The sequence below is a fragment of the Neobacillus drentensis genome, assembly GCF_036965645.1.
Lineage (GTDB): Bacteria > Bacillota > Bacilli > Bacillales > Cytobacillaceae > Neobacillus > Neobacillus drentensis_D.
The window spans coordinates 1-18,483 of sequence record NZ_JBALPZ010000058.1 but is presented as its reverse complement, the minus strand read 5'-3'; the positions used below and the strand labels follow the sequence as shown (position 1 = coordinate 18,483).

Sequence of the window (18,483 nt, the reverse complement as noted above, 5' to 3'; positions counted from 1 at the left end):
CTTTCTGTTTTTAAAAAATCCAAATAGGGTAGCGGTAAGCAATACAATTTTTTATGAAATTTTCTCAAGTTCGGAAATGATAAACTAATATTTGGTATAAAAATGGGGAATCATGAATTTTCTGGTGTTTTATTGGAAACGATAAGGAAATATCGCAAATTATTTACGAATTGGAGTTCATGAATGGCTGAAATTATTGGGGTAAGCACTTGGATTTTAGCAGGATTAAAATGGGGCGACTGGAAAAATTTTAGCAAGTATTATGGAACGATTCTTTATTTTATTTTGGGCGATGTTCTGTATTATTATTTATCTTATAACCATCGATTATGGTCACTTGCTCCGACATGGCCGATTAAAAGTGAATTTGTATGTCTAACTGGAGAGTTTATTGTATTTACAAGTACAATATTAATCTTTTTGGGAAGGTATCCATGTTCTCGTTTTATTTCGCTATGGTGGACTGCTTTATGGGTAGTAATATATACGGCAAACGAATGGATATTATTAAAAACAGATACGATTAAATACTATCATGGGTGGACTATACTGGATTCGTTTTTATTTAATATACTTTTATTCTGTCTGCTTCGTTTACATTATAAAAAACCTTCATTTACATTTGTAATTTCTATCCCAATATCAATTATCCTTATCTATTTGTATTCCATTCCTGTTAATTAATAGTATTTTTTCAAGTTTGGAGGTGAACAGAATAGCAACGAAACAAAATGACGTAATTAATACAAAAGAGAATCGTCAACTTCTCTATAAGTATTTGTCCAAGTTTTACGGATCAAATAAAGCAAAAGAATTAATGTTAAAACATAAGGATAATTTATTCGAATTCAATGGTCTTGCTTATTCACTAGGCAAACGCTCCATTGAGTTTTTTTGTGTCTATTTTCTTCAGGATACATTTACCCCTAAGGCGGATAATCAGGCAAGGAAACTAGCTCCAATCCATTATGAGATATGGAATAACCTTGAGAAAATGTTTATTTCAGATTCCTTTGATAAGTTAGAGTTAGTAATGCCAAGGGGAGCAGCAAAGACAACTGTTTGTGACTTCGCTTTATCCGTATGGGCACATTGTTACAAGTTTTCTATTTATACCCTCGTTGCAGGTAAGACAGAGCAAGATTCCATTGAATTTATTCGGGAAACAAGGAGAGCATTTGAAGAGAATCCTTATATCATACATACCTTTGGGGAATTGATTGATACTCGGAAATATACGGTCAATAAGTTGGAATTGGAATTATCTAATACAACTAAAATTCAAGCTATTTCTTCTACATCTTCCATGCGTGGTAAAAAGTTTAATGGAAATCGTCCATCCTTAATTATTGCGGATGACTATCAATCAAAGTCTGATGTAATAACCCAAGAAGCAAGGGATAAGAAGTATGATACATGGCAGCAAGACTCTGTTTATGCTGGTGATAAAGCAGTATTCCGTAATGATAAGAAAGTTAAAATGGCTACAAAATTTATAGTGCTTGGTACGATTTTACATAGGGATTGTTTTATTTCACGATTATTAAAAGATCATTCGTATGTACATATATTGGAGAAAGCTATTTTAGTGGATGATGTAGACCAATTATTCAATACTGGATTATGGGAAGAGTTTAAGAAAATCTATTTTAATTCTAAAGATGAGTTAGCCCAGGAACATGGAAGAGAATTTTATTTTAACTATGAAGAAGAAATGAAATATCCTGTCCTTTGGGAAGACAAATATGATTGTTTGGACCTGGCATTAGATTATTATTCTAATCCTCAAGCATTCAAACAAGAAATGCAGAATGATGCTTCAAAGATTGGTGAAAAAGCCTTTCATCAAATTACTACTATGTCTAGAGAAGAGATTGAAAAGGAAACTTTCACAAATACAATCCTTTGTTGTGATCCTGCTGTTGAAACAAAGGCGAATAATGACTATACAGCTTTGATAGTCGGTTCTAAAAGTACTAATAATTTTAGATGGGTTCGTAAGGGTTTAATCAAGCGGTTAGCCTTTGATGATTACATAGACAAAGTAATTGAATTACTTAGGGAATATGAAGATATTAAGACTATTTGGATTGAAAAGAATACCTTCAATGGAGCAGATAAACGTGAAATTGAAAAACGTATTCTAAAAGATATCAATTTAAAGAGTCGTAGAATATCCATCGTCAATGAAAGACAAACCAAGAATAAAGAAGCGAAAATTAGAGCCATTTCAGGAAAGATTGATTCCGGCTTTATTGTTTTTGCTGAAGAGGATAAAGATTTTACAGACCAGATTCTAGCTTATGAGGGGGAAAAATTTACTTTACATGACGATGCCCCTGATATTACAGCAGAATTTGACCGTTTAATTGATGAATTAAATATACCAAGAGACATTAAATCCATTCCTAAAGAATGGCTTTTTTAATGAAAGGAAGGTGAAAAAGTGAATCAAAATGAAGTTATTTTAAAACTCATTGAGAAAATCGATCTTGGAAAGGCTACATATTCCAAGTTGGAACGTTATTATAACGGTGATCATGATATTCTCCATGAAAAAGGGAAATCAGATCCTACAAAGTCAGATATGAGGGCTTATTTTAACTATTGTAGAAAGATGGTTCAAAATACAGTCGGTTACATATTAGGAAAACCAGTAAACTATTCCTCTAAAAGTGGAAATAAAGAATTCATTGATTTAATTTCTTTGTATTATTCCATTTGGGAAAAGGAACATAATATTAATCTTAAATTGAAGAGTGCTATTCATGGTGCAGCTTATGAAGTTTCCTTTATTAATACAAAAGGGGAATTTCAGTGTGCTTATTTTTCACCATTAGAAATGGTTGTTCTTCATGATGGGACTGTAGATTCTAAAGTTTCCATAGCGGTAAGGAAATATAAAGTAGAATTTGATGAAACTGAGTATGTAGAAGTCTGGGACAATGTCAATTATACAAGGTACTCATTGGGTGGAAGTGGTTTAAATCTATTAGAGCAAAAACCACATAGATTCTCACGTTGTCCTGTTCGTAAATTAAAGAACAATGACAGTGAAAAGAGTACATTTGCAGATATTATAAAGATTATCGATATGTATAACAGTCTTCATTCTATCTCTGTACAAGAAATGATGGACTTTAGAAATGCTTATTTGGTCTTGACTAATTGTAATCTTGAACAAGAAGAAGCACAAAAAATGAAGGAAAATGGAATTATTATTCTTCCTAATGAGAAAGCCAAAGCTGAATGGTTAACTAAAAATCCTAACAGCCAATTCTTTAAAGATTTATTAACTAACTTGAGGGATGAAATCTATGTCCAATCTCAACAGGTTAATATGAATGAGAATTTTCAAAGTAATACTTCAGGTGTGTCTATTCGACTAAAGCTTCAAGAATTGGAAAATCAGTCTGCAATTGCTGAATCCATTTTTGAAAGGCTATTGATGGACAGATTAGAATTCTTCTGTGAATGGCTAAAGATTGCAAAAAATAAAGAGTATGATTATCGGGATATTAATATTGCCTTTACTCGTAACGTACCAGTGGATGAAGCAAGCATTGTAACAATGGTTCGTGATTTACAGGGCATTGTTCCACAAGAGGAATTATTATCTTGGTTACCTAGAATTACAAATCCTACAGCTTCTTTAAAGAAATTAAAAGAAGAACAGGACAGTTTAGGCTTAAATACTGATTTATTAGGTGGTTTAAATGGCTAAGTTTGAAGATGATTTTCTAAACTTGGTTGATAGCATGTTCAATTTAACCGATGAGCAGCACAAAGAAATCATACAAGTATATAAAGGTTCCTTGGATAATATTCAAACTATAATAGCTAAATTATTTATGCAATATGCCGTTGATGGAAAGTTAACATTGGCCGATTTGAATAAGTACAATCGACTTGTTTCAATTGAACAGCAGATTAAAGAGGAAATTAAGAATCTTGGTGGTATTGAAACTAAACAATTTAATTCGATCCTCACAGAGGTTTATAAACAATCTTATTATCAGACAGCTTTCACATTGGAAACAGGAACACAAGCAGTAATTGATTTTGCGTTGTTAAAGCCTGAATTCGTGAAGGAAGTAGTTGCTTTTCAATGGTCAGGAGTTACATTTTCTGAACGAATATGGGGTAATAATGATGCTCTAGTGAAGGCATTAAGGACTGAATTAACACAAGGGATTATTGCTGGTGATAGTGTTGATAAAATGGCACGAAGGATCAGGAAGCAATTTAATACATCCGTTTATAATTCACAAAGGCTAATGAGGACAGAGAGTGCAAGGGTTATCTCTTCTGCACAGGAAAAGATTTATCAAGAAAGTGGAGTTGTTCAAGAATTAATCTATACTGCTACACTTGATAATAAAACTTCTGAAATCTGTCGTGGTCGTGACGGTATACGATGGAAAATAGATGATGATACTCGTCCAAAGATTCCAGCTCACCCGAATTGTCGATCATGTTGGATTCCAGCAGTTAAAGATTATCAACCTAAGGTAAGAAAAAATAATGAAACTAAGAAAATCATTGAGTACAAGAATTATAAAGACTGGTCAAAATCTAAAGGTATTAAGTAATTAAGTCACTTTCTTAAGTGGCTTTTTATATTGTCTTTTTTCTTGTTGAAGACGGAATAAAGAACAACTGGAAAAAAATACAACACTTTATGGCTAGCACATAGAGGGTTACGGAGGTATAGGAAATGAATTTAGAAGAAATTAAAAAGTTTTTTGAGGAACAGAAAGATAATGAGGATGTAAAAAGCTACTTACAGGGGTTATCACAAGTAACACCTGATGGAGTTCAATCATTTCTCGATTCTGAAGACGGGAAGAAATTACTTCAACCTAGACTAGACTCGTATTTTACAAAAGGGCTGGAAACTTGGAAGAGTAATAACCTTAAAAAGTTAGTGGATGATGAAGTTAGAAAACAAAATCCTCCAACTAATCCTTTGGAAAAACAACTTGAAGACCTCAAAAGGGAATTACTTCTAAAGGATTTAAAAGCAAAGGCGAAAGATGTGGCTTCTGAACATAAATTGCCTTTGAAAATTGTTGACTATTTTGTTGGTAATGATGAAGAAAGCACCCTTTCAAACTTAAAAACATTGCAAGAAGTGTTTGATACTCACATCAATGAAAGAGTACAAGAACAATTAAAAAGCGGTGGGATTAATCCTGCTCAGGGTAATACACCACCATCAATTACAAGAGAGCAATTAAAGGGAATGACTGCTGAGGAAATTCAAAAGTTAGACCCAAAAGTAGTAAATGAAGCATTGAAAAACTAAAAAACTAAAATTAGAAAAGGTAAAGGTGATAAATAATGGCAGTAACAACATTCATTCCTCAAGTATGGGAAGCTAAACTATTAACAAATTTTCATAAGGCATCTATTGCAGATGTAATTACAACTCCCCCAACAGAAATCAAAGGTAACAAAATTATTTTCAATCGTGTTGGTGCAGTAGCAGTTAAAGATTATGCAGGTTCAGTTTCTTTTGATGATTTAAGCACTTCTTCTGCTGAATTAGATATGGATCAAAAGAAATACTTTGCTTTCAAAGTTAAAGATGTTGATAAAGCACAGGCAGCAGGTGACTTAGTGGATTCCCATACTTCTGAAGCAGCAGCTACATTACAGGAAACTGTAGATAAATTCGTTCTAGGTTTGTATGCTGGTGCTCATGTAGATAATGTAATTGGTACAGATGCGGCTCCAATTGCTCTAGATAAGCTCAATGTCTACGATAAGATTGTTGACCTTGGTACAAAGTTAAATAAAAAGAAAGTTCCTAAAGCAGGTCGCTATGTAATTATTAATTCTGATGCACTTGGACTTCTTTCTAAAGATGACAGATTTACTCGTCAACCTGTTGTTTTAGAAAATGGTGTGGTTGAAGGTCAAGTAATCAATGGAATGCAAGTTGTAGTATCTGAAGAAGTTGCAAATACTTCTGGTAAATTCAAATTTATTGCCCTTCATAAATCTGCTGTTGGTTATGGTAAGCAAATTGACGAAACTGAAGCAATGCGCCTTGAAGGTGATTTTGCAGATGGTGTACGTGGTTTAATGGTTTATGGTGCTGAAGTACTTCGCCCTGAAGCATTAGCAGTTTTAACAGCTACTATTGCTTAATCTAAATAATTAATAGACGAGTAGGGATATATTCTCTACTCGTTTTTTTATAGTGAGGTGACATGAATGTTTTTTAAAAACTTAGAATCTGGTTTAGTGTGGGAAGTGACTGATCCTGACCATGTTAAACGATTAAAGAATCATAAAAATTATGAAGAAGTAAAGCCAAATGAACCGAAAAAGTCAAAAAAGGATAAACAGTCACCTGAAAAAGTAGGTGAATAATAATGGATGATATAACACAGTGGGACATAATTGAAAAAGCAATGTTAATTTTAGATATGCAGTTAGATTCAGATAATGATAGTCTTTTTGAGTATTATTTTCAAAATGCAATTGATTATATCTCTGATTATTGCAATGTGTCAGAAATTACTACAAGTTTAAACTCAGTCATTAGCCAAATGATTGCTTTTCAATATAGACAAAAAGGTATTGAAAATGTGCAATCTGAAGGTAAGGGGAGTTTAAGTCAATCATTTATTACGGAATATCCACCTAATATTATGAATCGGTTAAACCGACATGCAAAGGTGAAATTCTTATGAGGTTAACCAAAACACTTTATATCGTTGAAAATATTCAGAGTGATACTCCTTCAGGTGTAGACGAATTTGACAGACCTATTTATGAAGATGTTCCAAGAAAAACCCCTTTTCTTGCAGAGGTTGAGCCATTTTCTTCAAGGTTAGCTGAATCACAATATGGTGTATCTGTAGAAGTATCTAATCGTGTTTTCTGTCTTCCTAATGACAAAATTAGGATTCAATCAATCATTGAATACAATGGATTAGAATTTGAAGTTACAGAAATGACAACCTATGACAATCATTATGAAGTCCTTATTAAGAAGGTGAAATAATGAGTCGTTTTCAGGATGCTATTCAAGAAATGAAACGTAAAAGAAAAGAGACAGCCGAAGAAATTGCTATTTTTGTAGAGGCAGAAGCTAAGCAACGTGCTCCAGTTAAGACCGGTGATCTTAGAAGAAGGATTACACATGAAACTGAACACGATGATAATAAAAGCATTGCCAAGATTGGTACAAATTTAGAGTATGCTCAAATTGTAGAAGAAGGAAGTAAACCTCACGAAATCAAACGTAAGGATGGAAAACCTCTAAAGTTAAAAATTGATGGTAAATGGGTTACTGTTGGAAAAGTAAATCACCCAGGAACCAAGCCTCAACCATATTTAAAACCTGCAATTGATGAAAATGTTGGTGAGATACAAGACAGAATAAAAAGGGGGTTAAATGTAGGTGATTAAAGCAATCTTTAAATATTTAGTTTCTGATGAACAATTAAAAAATTTAATTAGTTATACAGACAAAAATAGACGAATAAATGAATTTGTTCCATTCAATAAAGAGGATTATCCTTACATTGTATTTGAAATTTCCCCTTTTTTGGCTGGTAATCCCACTACTCAATATCGTTGTGAAATAAACGTCCTAACAAAGGACGTTCTTTTATTGGAATCAATTTCAAATAGATTAATTGATTTATTGCACAAAAGAAAAACAGGATTTATTTCCAATGAAAAATCCATCTATTCCTCAAAACATGCAGGTGGTAGCGGAATTATCTATGATCCTGACATCAAAGTCTTTCAACAGACTTTAATATTTAATATCAAAGCACAATAAGGAGTGTTTATAAATGGCAGATACACAAGAAATTCTTTTTGGTTCAGGCGATATTTATATTGTCCCTGATTCCTTAAATTTAGAAACAGCAAGTGAGAGTGAAATTGCAGCAGCCTTAGTTAAAGTTGGTGAAAGTAATGGTGAGGCAACTCTTGCTATTGAATATGAATTCGTTGATGTTCGAGGAGGGGTTGGTAATCAACTATTAAAGAGTTTTATGACCTCTGAAACAGTATCTTTTAATGCTGGAATCGTTACCTATGATATGGCAACTATCAGTGAATTTATTGCAGCTACATATACTGAAGATACTGTAAATGGAAAGCGTACTCTAGGCATTGGTGGTGCTAAGAATGTGCCGATTAAACGTCTAAGATTTGTACATACCAAAGAAGATGGAAAAACTATTACATTGGATATGCACAAAGCTCAAAATCGAAATGGATTAGAGTGGACGTTTAACAATGAAGAAGCTAGTGTATTCGAATTTGAATTTACACTTTTTGCTGATAAATCTAAAACTAATGGAAATATCGTTACTATTACAGAAGAGATTTAAAGAATAAGAGGAGGGGCTTTCCCTTCCTTTTTTATTGCTTATCTATAGGAGGATTAAGATGTCAGAAATTATTGATTTGTCCATATTGACCCAAGAGCCTTTAGTTCTTAAATTTTCAGAGGAAAATAAATTTACAATCCCACCTGAACCTAAAGTGGAATTAGTTTTAAAAATTTATGATTTCCAAGAAAAGATGCCAAAGATTAAAGATCACAAAAAACAATTTGATATGTTTGTAGAAATGGTTCTTACTATTCTTAGTCAAGATTCATCGAAAAAGATTGACACTGATTTTGTTATTAAGAACTTGTCACTTCAACAAATGCAAAAGGTTGTAGAAATTTATTCAAATAAAATATTAGCAAATCAAAATAACCCAAACTAAAAGTGCCGTCTCTTCCTAAAAGCAATAAACAAGGAGGGGCGGCTTCTTCATATCAAAGAAATGAAATAATGGAAGTATTTACTTACCTTGTTAGGAAAGCAAATATGACCTACAAAGATATTCTTGAACTTCCCCATAGTCTATACCTTGCAACTCTTAAGCATAATTACATATTCGATATGGAACAAACAGAAGAGGGACGAGAGTATTTAGACAAAGCAAGGAAATTTGCAAATCCTCGAAAACATGCTGATTTATCAGCTATTAGAAGTTTTGGAGGTTATAACGCAGTCGAAAAAGGTGGTGAGAATTTAGATGTCTGAATTTGATTTAGGCTCATATAGAGCCGAGATAATTATAGATGATTCTCAATTTGATAGTAGCATGAATAATGCAGAAGGTAAGATTGAAAGTGTTGGTAAGAAATCCTCTTTATTTGGAGCAAGTTTAGGGACACTAGCAACAGGTGCTATTGCAGGACTCGGTGTTGCTCTTGTAGGTGCAGGTGTTGCTGGGGTAAGTATGGCTGATGATCTTCAAAAGGCTTTGAATGGGCTTCAAGCTTCCACTGGAATGACAGATGATGAAATGCGAGGAATGGAAGATAGTCTAAAAAATATCTACAATAATAATTATGGTGAATCTTTTCAAGATATTGCTGATTCAATGGCAATAGTCAAGCAGAATACGGGATTAACTGGAAAAGAGTTAGAAACCACTACTCAAAATGCTTTAGCTTTAAGGGATACATTTGAATTTGATGTTGGGGAATCCACTAATGCAGCAAACTCATTAATGAAGCAGTTCGGGATTACCTCGGATCAAGCTTTTAATTTGATTGCTCAAGGTGCTCAAAATGGTGCCAATAAGAACGGTGATTTAATCGATTCATTAAATGAATATGCTCCTCAATTTAAAGCAATGGGATTTTCTGCGGAACAATTCACCAATGTATTAATTGATGGTGCTAAAAATGGTGCTTTCTCAATTGATAAAGTCGGGGACGCTATGAAGGAGTTTAACATTCGTTCAAAGGACTTATCAAAAACTTCCCTTGATGCTTTTAAGTCACTTGGTTTTAACGGTGAACAAATGTCAGCGAGTTTTGCCAAAGGTGGTTCAAGTGCTCAACAGGCTTTTTCTAAAGTCATGACAGCACTTAACAACGTTAAAGACCCCATTGAGAAAAATAGAATTGGTGTTGAACTTTTTGGAACTCAATTTGAAGATTTAGAAGCAAAGGGGATAGCTTCTCTAGCTAATATTGGAACTAATGCCTCATTATCAAAGAATGCCTTAGAACAAATAAATCAAGTCAAATACGATTCATTTGGTCAGGCTGTTCAGGGAATTGGAAGGAACCTAAATACAGGGCTTATTATGCCAATTGGTCAAATGCTATTGCCATATCTTAATAAATTTGCTAGTTGGATTATGGAACAAATGCCAACAATCCAGAGTGTGTTTAATACAGTATTTACTGCAATAGGAACAGCAGTATCAACTGTCTACAATTGGTTCAAAAATAATATTCTCCCGATTTTCTCTAATTTCGGTACAAATGTAAGTTCTATTTTTCCTGTTGTTAAATCGGTCATTGAAACTGTGTTTAATGCAGTTGTAACAGTGGCAACAACAGTATGGAACTTTTTTAAAGTAAACCTTTTACCTATATTTTTAAGCTTGTATAATTGGATTTCCTCTAATATGCCAACCATCAGAAGTACAATGCAAAGTGTTTTCAATGCAATAGTAAGTGTAGTTTCAAGGGCTTGGGGTTTCTTTAAGAATAATTTGTTGCCAATCTTATCAAGCTTATTTCAATATGTACAAGATAAAATGCCTCAAATTAAATCCATTATGGAAAAAGTTTTTGGCATTATTAAAAATGTTGTTCAAGTTGCATGGGATATTTTTTCAAATTATTTATTGCCTGTACTTAGTGAGCTGTGGGAATTTATTGAACCATATTTGCCAAAGATTGGTTCAATTGTAAAGAAAGCTTTTGATACAATTTTTGATGTTGTAGATAAGACTGTCGGTGTATTTGAAGATGTAACTGGAGCGATTAAAACAGCTCTTGAGTGGCTTACATTTTGGGATGATAAAAAACCTAAAAAGAAGACTTTAGAGATTGAAGAAAAAACGACTTCTTCAGGTAAAACTGCATCTTATGATGTTGGGACTCCTTATGTACCTAATGATCAATTAGCGTTAATTCATAAAGGAGAAGCAATCATTCCTGCAAAATATAATCCTTTTAACACATCGAATAGCACAAGAAATGTAACTCCAACTTCAAATACAAATAATAATTTTAATATTAACTTTAAAGTTGATAAAATGACAGGCTCACAAAAAGATGCTGAGTTTTTCTTGAGTCAGATTGTTAAAGGTGTTAGTGCAAGAGGGGTTAAAATGTAAAAAAGCCTTCCAAAATGGAGGGCTTCATTTGAATAACTTCCCAAGTATCCTGCTTGTAAATTTCCCTACAATTCTTCTCTCAATTCTTTTTCCAATTTTTCCTCTTTTTCCTGCATTTACATCCCCAAGAATTTTAGCAGTTCCATAAATAATACTTCTTATTTTATTAATGGACATTGATTTACCTCCTAATTAATAGGAATAAACCTTATCGAAATAATACCCTTTTGTAAAATTAAATTCCATATCCAGTGAAAATTGAACTCCATCTTCATTTCTGCTATGCTTTGTAATCGTAATGTCGAATTGATCTAAAGGGAATTCTTGAAGAAATGTTACCGCTTTTTCTTTTCCGATTTCAATGGCATCTTCTTCAGTTAACTCCCCGTGAGGGACAGTAGAATAAAATTCCTTTAAGACAACAAATGATTCAATATTTGATTCAGTGGCTCTTTTAACTTTGTTTAATTTTTTATTCCTAATATCATAAGAATCACCTATTAGTGGCATGGTAAATAATTTAAATGCAACATCTTGAAGTATTTCTTTTCTTTTTGGATCAAACAATCCAATGTATTTTTCTCTGCCATTAAATATGTTTTCTACAAAATTATCAAACTCTTGACCATAACTTTTTAAAGGATATTCACCTTTAGGCGTAATTGTTAATAGCAAAAAGCACTTGGAGTCGATTTCGAATTCCGCAAGGTATTGATCAATCTTCATATAATATTCACTCCCTAGGTATTTAGTACAATTATAACATAAATTACCAATGTCAATGGGCAATTTTAATAACATAAATAAAACCCTCCTAAAAAGAAAGGGCTTTTGGTAATATGCTTAGTTAGCAAATTGAGTGTGTTTAGTTTTCCATTTCTCTATAGCAATAAATAACCAAAAACTATATATTCCTAGAGTAATAATCGTTAATAACCACCATTTAATCCAATTTCCAAAAAGTCCAACTGCTGAACCAGTAAATTTTAACCTTTTCCCATTAATGACAGTATGCCTTGCTTTCCATCCTAAGATCATGGTAATTGACCAAGGATAACAAATTCCAAAGGTACAAACTGTAACTAAGAAACCTAAAATAGACCACCCAATATATTGCAGCAAACCACCATCAAAATAAGACTTACTTTCTGCTTGTGCTACGTAACTCTGATTAACATTAACAATGACTTCACTCACTCTATTTCCCTCCACACTTTTCTATTTGTCTAGTCCAATTGAATTATATTACTAATACGTAATAAGTATGGTATGGTTTCAAATATTATACAAAAACTTTTGGTTTATCAATTATATTTATTAATCTAAGGGGGCTTCACTTATTAGCCATGAATCTCCAATTTTCTTGATATTTTTTTCGGGATTTGCTTTTTGTAATGTACGTAGCATTTTTTTATCTTCCCATTCTTTTTTTGCTTCATCTTGGTTAATCCTTTTAATCGTTTCTTCCATTGTGTCAGCTGCTTCAATAAATCCTAACCACGGTATATAAACAAATGTTTTCTTTTCTCCGACCTTCATAGTATCAGTCCTTCTTATTTGATACTTTGTTAATTAGACAAAAAGTGACAATTACCTTGTGACGTATTTGTGGCAAAATAAAAAGTCCTGCTCGATAGAGAAGAACTATTTTACTTATGTATTCATGATTTTAGTAATTAATTTATCAAGAATTTCACTCAATTTAATCGTATCTGGAGATGTAAATCCTTTCTCCATCCCAACTTCAATCATTTTCCTTCTGATTAGTTCAATTTTCTTAAATACGTCTTCGGTGCTCAACTTTAGTACCCCTTTTTTTACAGCGATGGTACTATTTTACCAAACGAAAACTTGTTAAATTGTGACAGAATTGTGAATAATTCAATTAATTGAATCTAGAAAGGTAAATCATCTTTCATTGCTTTATTCCGTTCCTGTATCTCCAATTCAAGTACTAACTCAGTAATATCTTGCTGATCTCTGCTTACAATGACTTGTTCTAATTTAGCATGATATGACATTTCCTTTTGTATTTGTTTCCAAAATTGAAGAGCTACAACCTCAACTTTGCGTCCTCTCAATTGAAAAGAACCTCTTTGCAAACCCCGGCTGGCAGCAATGTAATGTATCTCAATAGTTATGTTCATCTTGGTCTTCCTCATAGTACTTCTTCATAATCTTATGTTGTTCTTTCATCAAATCGTAAAAATGGACAATCATTTGTATGTCTCTTGGTGTATATCCATTCTCCTCGAAGTTTTCAATTAGTTTTCTCCACTGATCGCTCATAAAGATCATCCACCTTACAATTTAACAGTTCAGCAAGATCAAACAATTCGAGTACTGAAGGGTAACTTTTACCAGTACACCAATTAGATATTGTATTAGCTGTTTTATTATATCTTTGTCTTAAATCTTCTCTTGTATAATTCGATTTATCAATTAACCATCCAATATTACTCTTTAATTTCATCAATGTCATCACCTATAAGTACAATTCCATATTACCTAAAAAAAATCCTTTCACAATTTAATTTGTAGTTATCAAAATTTATTTTGGATAGATAGGAATAAGGGACAATCCAATCTTAATACCATTTACTATAGCCAATGGAATTACGAAGTTAGACATTAGCATGGTAGGATCTAAACCCAATAGTATCAACGGAAAATCAACTAATTCAAAATTCTATTTAGTTGGGATACTTACTATCGTAAGTCTAAAGAGGTGGCGTTGATGAAGGGAGGAAAATGAAAATGATTTTTGAAGTTGTCACATCAACAATTTTGGGTGCAATTTCTTTGAAAGCTTATCGTTCAAAAAGTGGGGTAGGGAACGACTCAAAAAAAATAAACAAAATTTTTGCTCTCAGTGGTCTTAATGTTAAGGACGGCAATCAAACATTAACAGCCCAACAAATTAAAAAGAGAAATTATGATTGGGGTGTTGAGTATCGTTACCGAATACCTTTAGGTAGGAGTTTTGAAGATTACTTAGTAAAACAAAAAGTTATCGAATCAGGAATCAATACTCGCTCAGTAAAGATTAAACTTAAAGACTTAAAAGAATTTAAACTTGACCGAAATATTTTCTCTAATATTAAAAGTCTCTACACAAAAAAATTAACAGATAGAAAAGAAATAGAATTGTCTTACGATGGATTGTTAATTATTCGTGTTTATAATGAACCAATGCCTACTATGATTAGTTTTCAAGAAGGAAAAGAGTGGAAGGTTGTTTTTGGAGCAACAAGGAGTAGAAACAAACTTATTTTCCATGACTTTGAAAAAATTCCTCATTTATGCCTAGGAGGTGCTACACGTTACGGTAAATCTAATTTAATCAACTGCATAATTACATCTTTGATAAAGCAGCAACCAGACAACGTAAAACTCCATTTGATTGATTTAAAGGGTGGGGTAGAACTATGTGACTATGAGAATGTTAAACAAACTGTATCGATTGCTTATGAACCAGAGGAAGCCTTAGAGACATTAGCAAATGCCTACAACTTAATGCGTAAGAAACAAGACATATTGAGGAAGGCTGGAAAGAAAAAGGTGGAGGATGCTGGGATAAATGAAAGGCATTTTATTATTATCGATGAGGTAGGGGAATTAAACCCTGATGAAGCGGTATCGAAAGAGGAAAAAGTATTAAAGCGAGAATGTCAAAAGTATATGAGCCAAATATCTCGTCTCGGAGCAGGATTAGGGTTTCGGCTCATCCTAGCAACCCAATATGGAACAGGAGATATTATCCCTCGTCAATGTAAGCAAAATAGTGATGCTAAACTTTGTTTCCGTGTTCAGTCTGGTGTAGCTTCGAGAGTTGTTCTTGATACAGATGGTGCTGAAGCCTTACCCAAAATTAAAGGAAGGGCAATATACCAAATGGCAGATGAACGTACAATAGTTCAAACTCCTCTTATTACTCCTGAAGATATTGAAAAAACAATCACACCTTATATTGTTCAAAAGAGGGAGGTTGTAACAGTTGAAGCCACTAAGCATGAGACAGGAAGAAATTCTATTGTCATTACGAAAACTGGACTTTCTTAATCGTGATCAACTAACTAGGATTCATCGTCTTGGAAGCGTAAGAAATGCCAATCGTATCCTCAAAGAAATGTCCCCTTATTTAACTGGTTTCCGTGAAGAATCTTTCTCCACTATATATTTCTTGAATAAAGAAGGCAGGGAGTATGTCAATACAGACAAAGTTAGAAGAAAGAATAAATTTGTTAATCATTACCTTTATCGAAATGATTTTTACATTTATATGGGATGTCCTCATGATTGGGAAAATGAAATAAAGGTATCAGATGGAACTTTCACTATTGTTCCAGACTCGTATTTTAAAAAGGAAAGTAAGTATCACTTTCTTGAAGTTGATTCAACTCAAAAAATGAGTGTTAACAAAAAGAAGATCGAACAATACAAGGGTTTAATGAGAAATGGAGAACTCGCCAAACATTTGGGGTATTTTCCTAAATTAATATGGCTAACTACAACCGAACTAAGAAGGAAACAATTAACATTATTATGTAAAGGTCTGCCTTATCGAGTTTACACCATGAATGACATTAAATAAGGGGATGATTATTTTGGCAAAGTCTAAAAGAATTAACTTCAATGAATTTATGTCTGGTGAATTTAAATTGAAAGAAAAACAGAGAAGGCAAAAGAGAGTAAGAAAAGTAACTCAATTAGCAGTTTCAGCAGCCCTTCCAATTGCAACTTGTGGAGCAGTAGGAACGCTTGGATTTGCAATGAAGGCTTTTGCAGCTACAACAGGTACAAATGCAGTTGTTGCTAGTGCGCCTATAGCTGTTGAAGTCGGAGCAAAAGAATGGATGAGTGCTCAAAGTCTTGATTTGTTAACTCACGTGCTTGATCCCTTGGTGGATATAATGGTGGCACTTGCTTTTCCTGTTGCTTCTGTAATAATTGTTGGCTCATGTTTCTTCTTCATGTTTGACAGAGCAGAAAAGGGCTTTGACACAATTATGAAGGCTGGTTTAGGTTATGTCTTAATACAGGTATCCCCACTTATCTTAGACATTTTAAAACAAGTAGGTAACGCTGTATAAGATGAGGGTTTATATAAAACAACTTAGGAGGCAAAAGGGATGGAAATTAAAATTAAGATTGACGGAAGAAAGTACTCACAATGTCAACAATGTGTGTATACCACAAAACTACAAGAGGGAAAAGGAATAAGAAGCAAGTTGTATGTACAAAGAAATAATCTGAAGGGGGAGTAACCCTCCTTCTTTTGTTAGTTTAATGTAATGACAAATTACTTCTAAGACTAATTGAGTAGTTTAGTGAAAGAGGAAAGATCCTTTCTTAATTAGAAAAATTTAGTAAACGTGTATAAAAAAATCGCTAGGTTGCTTTAATGTTCAAATTTAAGAAACTCGTCAATAAGTATCTTGTGTAAGAAGGAATTATAACAAAGTAAGCATATTTTGAATACTACTGTGCCTTTTACCGTAAAATACTTAGCGAATATAGTTCATTTTTTTAAAATTTCAGTTTATACGACTTTACTCTAAGAAATTAATTTGAGGAGGCAATAAATTTGATCAAGAAATCAGGATCGGCAGGTCCAATTGTGGATTACAGAGCTCTGGATCTTTTGTCAAGTTATGGTTGGAAATCGTCCAATTGGGCAGGATATAGTAGATATGCAGAACCATATTATGATTCGATAGGGAATATTCCAAATACACGATATGAACTTATGAGACCTTTTTTCCATGTGCATGGTGAATGGATTGTTCCTGCTGTTACAGGTAACCCTGGATCTCAAGTTGTCATTTGGGTTGGAATAGATGGCGGTGAAGTTTCTGTTGGAAAACCAGATTCTCATAATTTGCTTCAAATCGGTACAGGGGCACAGGTTGCATATGGTACACCACCTAAATATTTTTGTTGGTGGGAAAAAATAGAATACCCACCTGGTGCTGACAGAGTGGACGATACACATATAGTGGAAATTGAATCTCATCCAGTTTTTCCGGGTGATCTAATAACTGCAGAGGTGTCGTTATTTGATGATTTTCCTGGATTTGGTTTCCCTCTCTTGCGTTGGGGTACTGTTTCGATAACTAACAAGACCCGTAATTGGAGTTTTCAAAATACCATGCCATATTATGGACCGGGGGAAACAGTCGAATTCATAGTAGAACACGCTACATTCTCGGGTGCTCCAGCTGAGTTAGCAAATTTCGGCAGTGTATCATTCGAAAACTGTACTATAAACTTTGATTCACCAAAATTTACTGTAAAAGACAGAGGTTTTATGTTCAACAGACAAAATAAACCAATTGCAGTACCTTCTGTACCATATAGTGGTGGAGATGGATTTACAGTTGTCTATCCGATGTAGTATTATACCACCCCATATTTCAGGGAGTATTTTTCGTACTATCATAGTAGTTTTTTTACATTTAATTACCATCTTGAGATAAAAATTGTCATGGTACAATTATCTTGAGGTGGTATTTTTGTTTATTTCTCCAATGTTACTACACAAATCTAATCATCCTTTTGACGATGATAACTATATAACAGAACTAAAACTAGATGGATTCCGAACAATTTGGACTAAGTTTAATGATAAAGTCAGAATTTACACCAGACACAACAATGAGGTTACTTCTAAGTTCCCCGAATTGATTAACCTGCCTATCCCTAATGGAACTGTACTAGACGGTGAAATTATTGTTACTGATAATCTAGGGAGACCAGACTTTGAAGCTACAATGGAAAGGTTTTTGAGCCGTAAATCAGAATATCAAATTTCATTTAGTGTATTTGATGTTATTTATCATAAATGTGAAAAAGTAACGCATTTACCATTATTAGAACGCAAGGAAATATTAAATGAACTTATACCTGAAGACAGTCCTTTACTCAATAAAGTTCAATGGATTGAAGGAAATGCATTACAATACTTCGAGGCTATTAAGCAGCAAGAACTAGAGGGAATTGTACAAAAGAAAGTAGATTCCAAATATCAAATAAATAAACGTTCACATGATTGGTTAAAGGTAATTAATTATCAATATGAGGATGTATATATATCAGGGTTGAGAAAAGATGAATTTGGACTGTTATTAAACTTTGATAATGGTAAATACGCAGGATTAATGGAGTTTATGCCTCTAGCTAATCGGAAGGAATTTAAGAAACAATATAGGGATTTTATTATAGAGGAAAATGACAAGTTTATTTATCTTGATCCTAAACTTAAAGCAAGAGTTAAATATCGGAATCTAACTAAAAAGGGACTCCTTAGAA

28 protein-coding genes are annotated in these 18,483 nt (G+C 33.2%); 20 read left to right on the top strand and 8 right to left on the bottom strand.

Annotated features, from left to right (window positions below):
* Window positions 1–183 precede the first annotated feature (183 nt).
* The 15 genes from V7266_RS12410 to V7266_RS12340 all read left to right on the top strand — a co-directional run bounded on the left by V7266_RS12410 (window position 184) and on the right by V7266_RS12340 (window position 11,172).
* Window positions 184–684, top strand: a complete 501-nt coding sequence (locus V7266_RS12410) for a hypothetical protein (RefSeq protein WP_335468197.1) — start codon at window positions 184–186, stop codon at window positions 682–684.
* Window positions 685–994: 310 nt separating this feature from the next.
* Window positions 995–2,428 (top strand): hypothetical protein, encoded by a 1,434-nt coding sequence (locus V7266_RS12405; RefSeq protein WP_335468196.1) that lies wholly within the window; start codon window positions 995–997, stop codon window positions 2,426–2,428.
* Window positions 2,429–2,446: 18 nt separating this feature from the next.
* A complete protein-coding gene (locus V7266_RS12400; RefSeq protein ID WP_335468195.1) occupies window positions 2,447–3,724 on the top strand; it encodes a phage portal protein in 1,278 nt (425 codons plus the stop codon).
* A complete protein-coding gene (locus V7266_RS12395; RefSeq protein ID WP_335468194.1) occupies window positions 3,717–4,592 on the top strand; it encodes a minor capsid protein in 876 nt (291 codons plus the stop codon). Before V7266_RS12400 ends, V7266_RS12395 begins: the two co-directional genes overlap by 8 nt.
* Window positions 4,593–4,717: 125 nt before the next feature.
* Window positions 4,718–5,308, top strand: coding sequence for a DUF4355 domain-containing protein (locus V7266_RS12390; RefSeq protein ID WP_335468193.1), 591 nt, complete (start codon window positions 4,718–4,720; stop codon window positions 5,306–5,308).
* Window positions 5,309–5,343: 35 nt separating this feature from the next.
* Complete coding sequence (locus V7266_RS12385) at window positions 5,344–6,156, top strand: phage major capsid protein (protein ID WP_335468192.1); 813 nt, start codon at window positions 5,344–5,346, stop codon at window positions 6,154–6,156.
* Window positions 6,157–6,222: 66 nt separating this feature from the next.
* Window positions 6,223–6,381, top strand: a complete 159-nt coding sequence (locus tag V7266_RS12380) for a hypothetical protein (RefSeq protein ID WP_335468191.1) — start codon at window positions 6,223–6,225, stop codon at window positions 6,379–6,381.
* A 2-nt stretch (window positions 6,382–6,383) separates the two neighbouring features.
* Entirely contained in the window at window positions 6,384–6,704 is a 321-nt protein-coding gene (locus V7266_RS12375; protein ID WP_335468190.1) for a phage head-tail connector protein, read from the top strand.
* Complete coding sequence (locus V7266_RS12370; RefSeq protein WP_335468189.1) at window positions 6,701–7,018, top strand: hypothetical protein; 318 nt, start codon at window positions 6,701–6,703, stop codon at window positions 7,016–7,018. The genes V7266_RS12375 and V7266_RS12370 overlap by 4 nt, the downstream gene beginning before the upstream one ends.
* Window positions 7,018–7,425, top strand: coding sequence for an HK97-gp10 family putative phage morphogenesis protein (locus V7266_RS12365; RefSeq protein ID WP_335468188.1), 408 nt, complete (start codon window positions 7,018–7,020; stop codon window positions 7,423–7,425). The genes V7266_RS12370 and V7266_RS12365 overlap by 1 nt, the downstream gene beginning before the upstream one ends.
* Window positions 7,418–7,804 carry a hypothetical protein gene (locus tag V7266_RS12360; RefSeq protein WP_335468187.1) on the top strand — a complete coding sequence of 129 codons (387 nt, stop codon included), beginning with the start codon at window positions 7,418–7,420 and terminating at the stop codon, window positions 7,802–7,804. The genes V7266_RS12365 and V7266_RS12360 overlap by 8 nt, the downstream gene beginning before the upstream one ends.
* A gap of 13 nt (window positions 7,805–7,817) precedes the next feature.
* A complete protein-coding gene (locus V7266_RS12355; protein WP_335468186.1) occupies window positions 7,818–8,363 on the top strand; it encodes a hypothetical protein in 546 nt (181 codons plus the stop codon).
* 58 nt (window positions 8,364–8,421) lie between these two features.
* Window positions 8,422–8,748, top strand: a complete 327-nt coding sequence (locus tag V7266_RS12350) for a hypothetical protein (RefSeq protein WP_335468185.1) — start codon at window positions 8,422–8,424, stop codon at window positions 8,746–8,748.
* A 68-nt stretch (window positions 8,749–8,816) separates the two neighbouring features.
* On the top strand, window positions 8,817–9,071 hold the full coding sequence (locus V7266_RS12345) for a hypothetical protein (protein ID WP_335468184.1): 255 nt from the start codon (window positions 8,817–8,819) through the stop codon (window positions 9,069–9,071).
* Window positions 9,064–11,172, top strand: coding sequence for a phage tail tape measure protein (locus V7266_RS12340; RefSeq protein WP_335468183.1), 2,109 nt, complete (start codon window positions 9,064–9,066; stop codon window positions 11,170–11,172). Before V7266_RS12345 ends, V7266_RS12340 begins: the two co-directional genes overlap by 8 nt.
* Window positions 11,173–11,196: 24 nt before the next feature.
* Here the strand turns inward: V7266_RS12340 and V7266_RS12335 are convergent, their stop codons facing one another.
* From V7266_RS12335 to V7266_RS12300, 8 genes are all read right to left on the bottom strand, one after another.
* Complete coding sequence (locus tag V7266_RS12335) at window positions 11,197–11,349, bottom strand: hypothetical protein (protein WP_335468182.1); 153 nt, start codon at window positions 11,347–11,349, stop codon at window positions 11,197–11,199.
* Between the two features lie 15 nt (window positions 11,350–11,364).
* Window positions 11,365–11,898 carry a hypothetical protein gene (locus V7266_RS12330; RefSeq protein ID WP_335468181.1) on the bottom strand — a complete coding sequence of 178 codons (534 nt, stop codon included), beginning with the start codon at window positions 11,896–11,898 and terminating at the stop codon, window positions 11,365–11,367.
* Between the two features lie 117 nt (window positions 11,899–12,015).
* Window positions 12,016–12,369, bottom strand: a complete 354-nt coding sequence (locus V7266_RS12325; protein WP_335468180.1) for a DUF898 family protein — start codon at window positions 12,367–12,369, stop codon at window positions 12,016–12,018.
* A 120-nt stretch (window positions 12,370–12,489) separates the two neighbouring features.
* Complete coding sequence (locus tag V7266_RS12320; RefSeq protein ID WP_335468179.1) at window positions 12,490–12,711, bottom strand: hypothetical protein; 222 nt, start codon at window positions 12,709–12,711, stop codon at window positions 12,490–12,492.
* A 114-nt stretch (window positions 12,712–12,825) separates the two neighbouring features.
* Window positions 12,826–12,972 (bottom strand): aspartyl-phosphate phosphatase Spo0E family protein, encoded by a 147-nt coding sequence (locus V7266_RS12315; RefSeq protein WP_335468178.1) that lies wholly within the window; start codon window positions 12,970–12,972, stop codon window positions 12,826–12,828.
* A 95-nt stretch (window positions 12,973–13,067) separates the two neighbouring features.
* A complete protein-coding gene (locus V7266_RS12310) occupies window positions 13,068–13,253 on the bottom strand; it encodes a hypothetical protein (RefSeq protein ID WP_335468177.1) in 186 nt (61 codons plus the stop codon).
* 49 nt (window positions 13,254–13,302) lie between these two features.
* The gene (locus tag V7266_RS12305) at window positions 13,303–13,461 is read right to left on the bottom strand and encodes a hypothetical protein (RefSeq protein WP_335468176.1); all 159 of its coding nucleotides are present in this window, start codon (window positions 13,459–13,461) and stop codon (window positions 13,303–13,305) included.
* Window positions 13,433–13,645: a helix-turn-helix transcriptional regulator gene (locus V7266_RS12300; RefSeq protein WP_335468175.1), complete on the bottom strand. Its 213-nt coding sequence runs from the start codon at window positions 13,643–13,645 to the stop codon at window positions 13,433–13,435. Before V7266_RS12300 ends, V7266_RS12305 begins: the two co-directional genes overlap by 29 nt.
* A gap of 284 nt (window positions 13,646–13,929) precedes the next feature.
* Here V7266_RS12300 and V7266_RS12295 point away from each other — a divergent pair, with 284 nt between their 5' ends.
* From V7266_RS12295 to V7266_RS12275, 5 genes are all read left to right on the top strand, one after another.
* Complete coding sequence (locus V7266_RS12295; protein WP_335468174.1) at window positions 13,930–15,234, top strand: FtsK/SpoIIIE domain-containing protein; 1,305 nt, start codon at window positions 13,930–13,932, stop codon at window positions 15,232–15,234.
* Window positions 15,206–15,766, top strand: a complete 561-nt coding sequence (locus V7266_RS12290) for a replication-relaxation family protein (RefSeq protein WP_335468173.1) — start codon at window positions 15,206–15,208, stop codon at window positions 15,764–15,766. Before V7266_RS12295 ends, V7266_RS12290 begins: the two co-directional genes overlap by 29 nt.
* 13 nt (window positions 15,767–15,779) lie before the next feature.
* Complete coding sequence (locus V7266_RS12285) at window positions 15,780–16,265, top strand: hypothetical protein (RefSeq protein WP_335468172.1); 486 nt, start codon at window positions 15,780–15,782, stop codon at window positions 16,263–16,265.
* Window positions 16,266–16,759: 494 nt separating this feature from the next.
* Window positions 16,760–17,569 (top strand): G1 family glutamic endopeptidase, encoded by an 810-nt coding sequence (locus V7266_RS12280; protein WP_335468171.1) that lies wholly within the window; start codon window positions 16,760–16,762, stop codon window positions 17,567–17,569.
* A gap of 118 nt (window positions 17,570–17,687) precedes the next feature.
* Window positions 17,688–18,483: ATP-dependent DNA ligase (locus V7266_RS12275; protein WP_335468170.1), on the top strand; the 796-nt coding region annotated here is incomplete at its 3' end.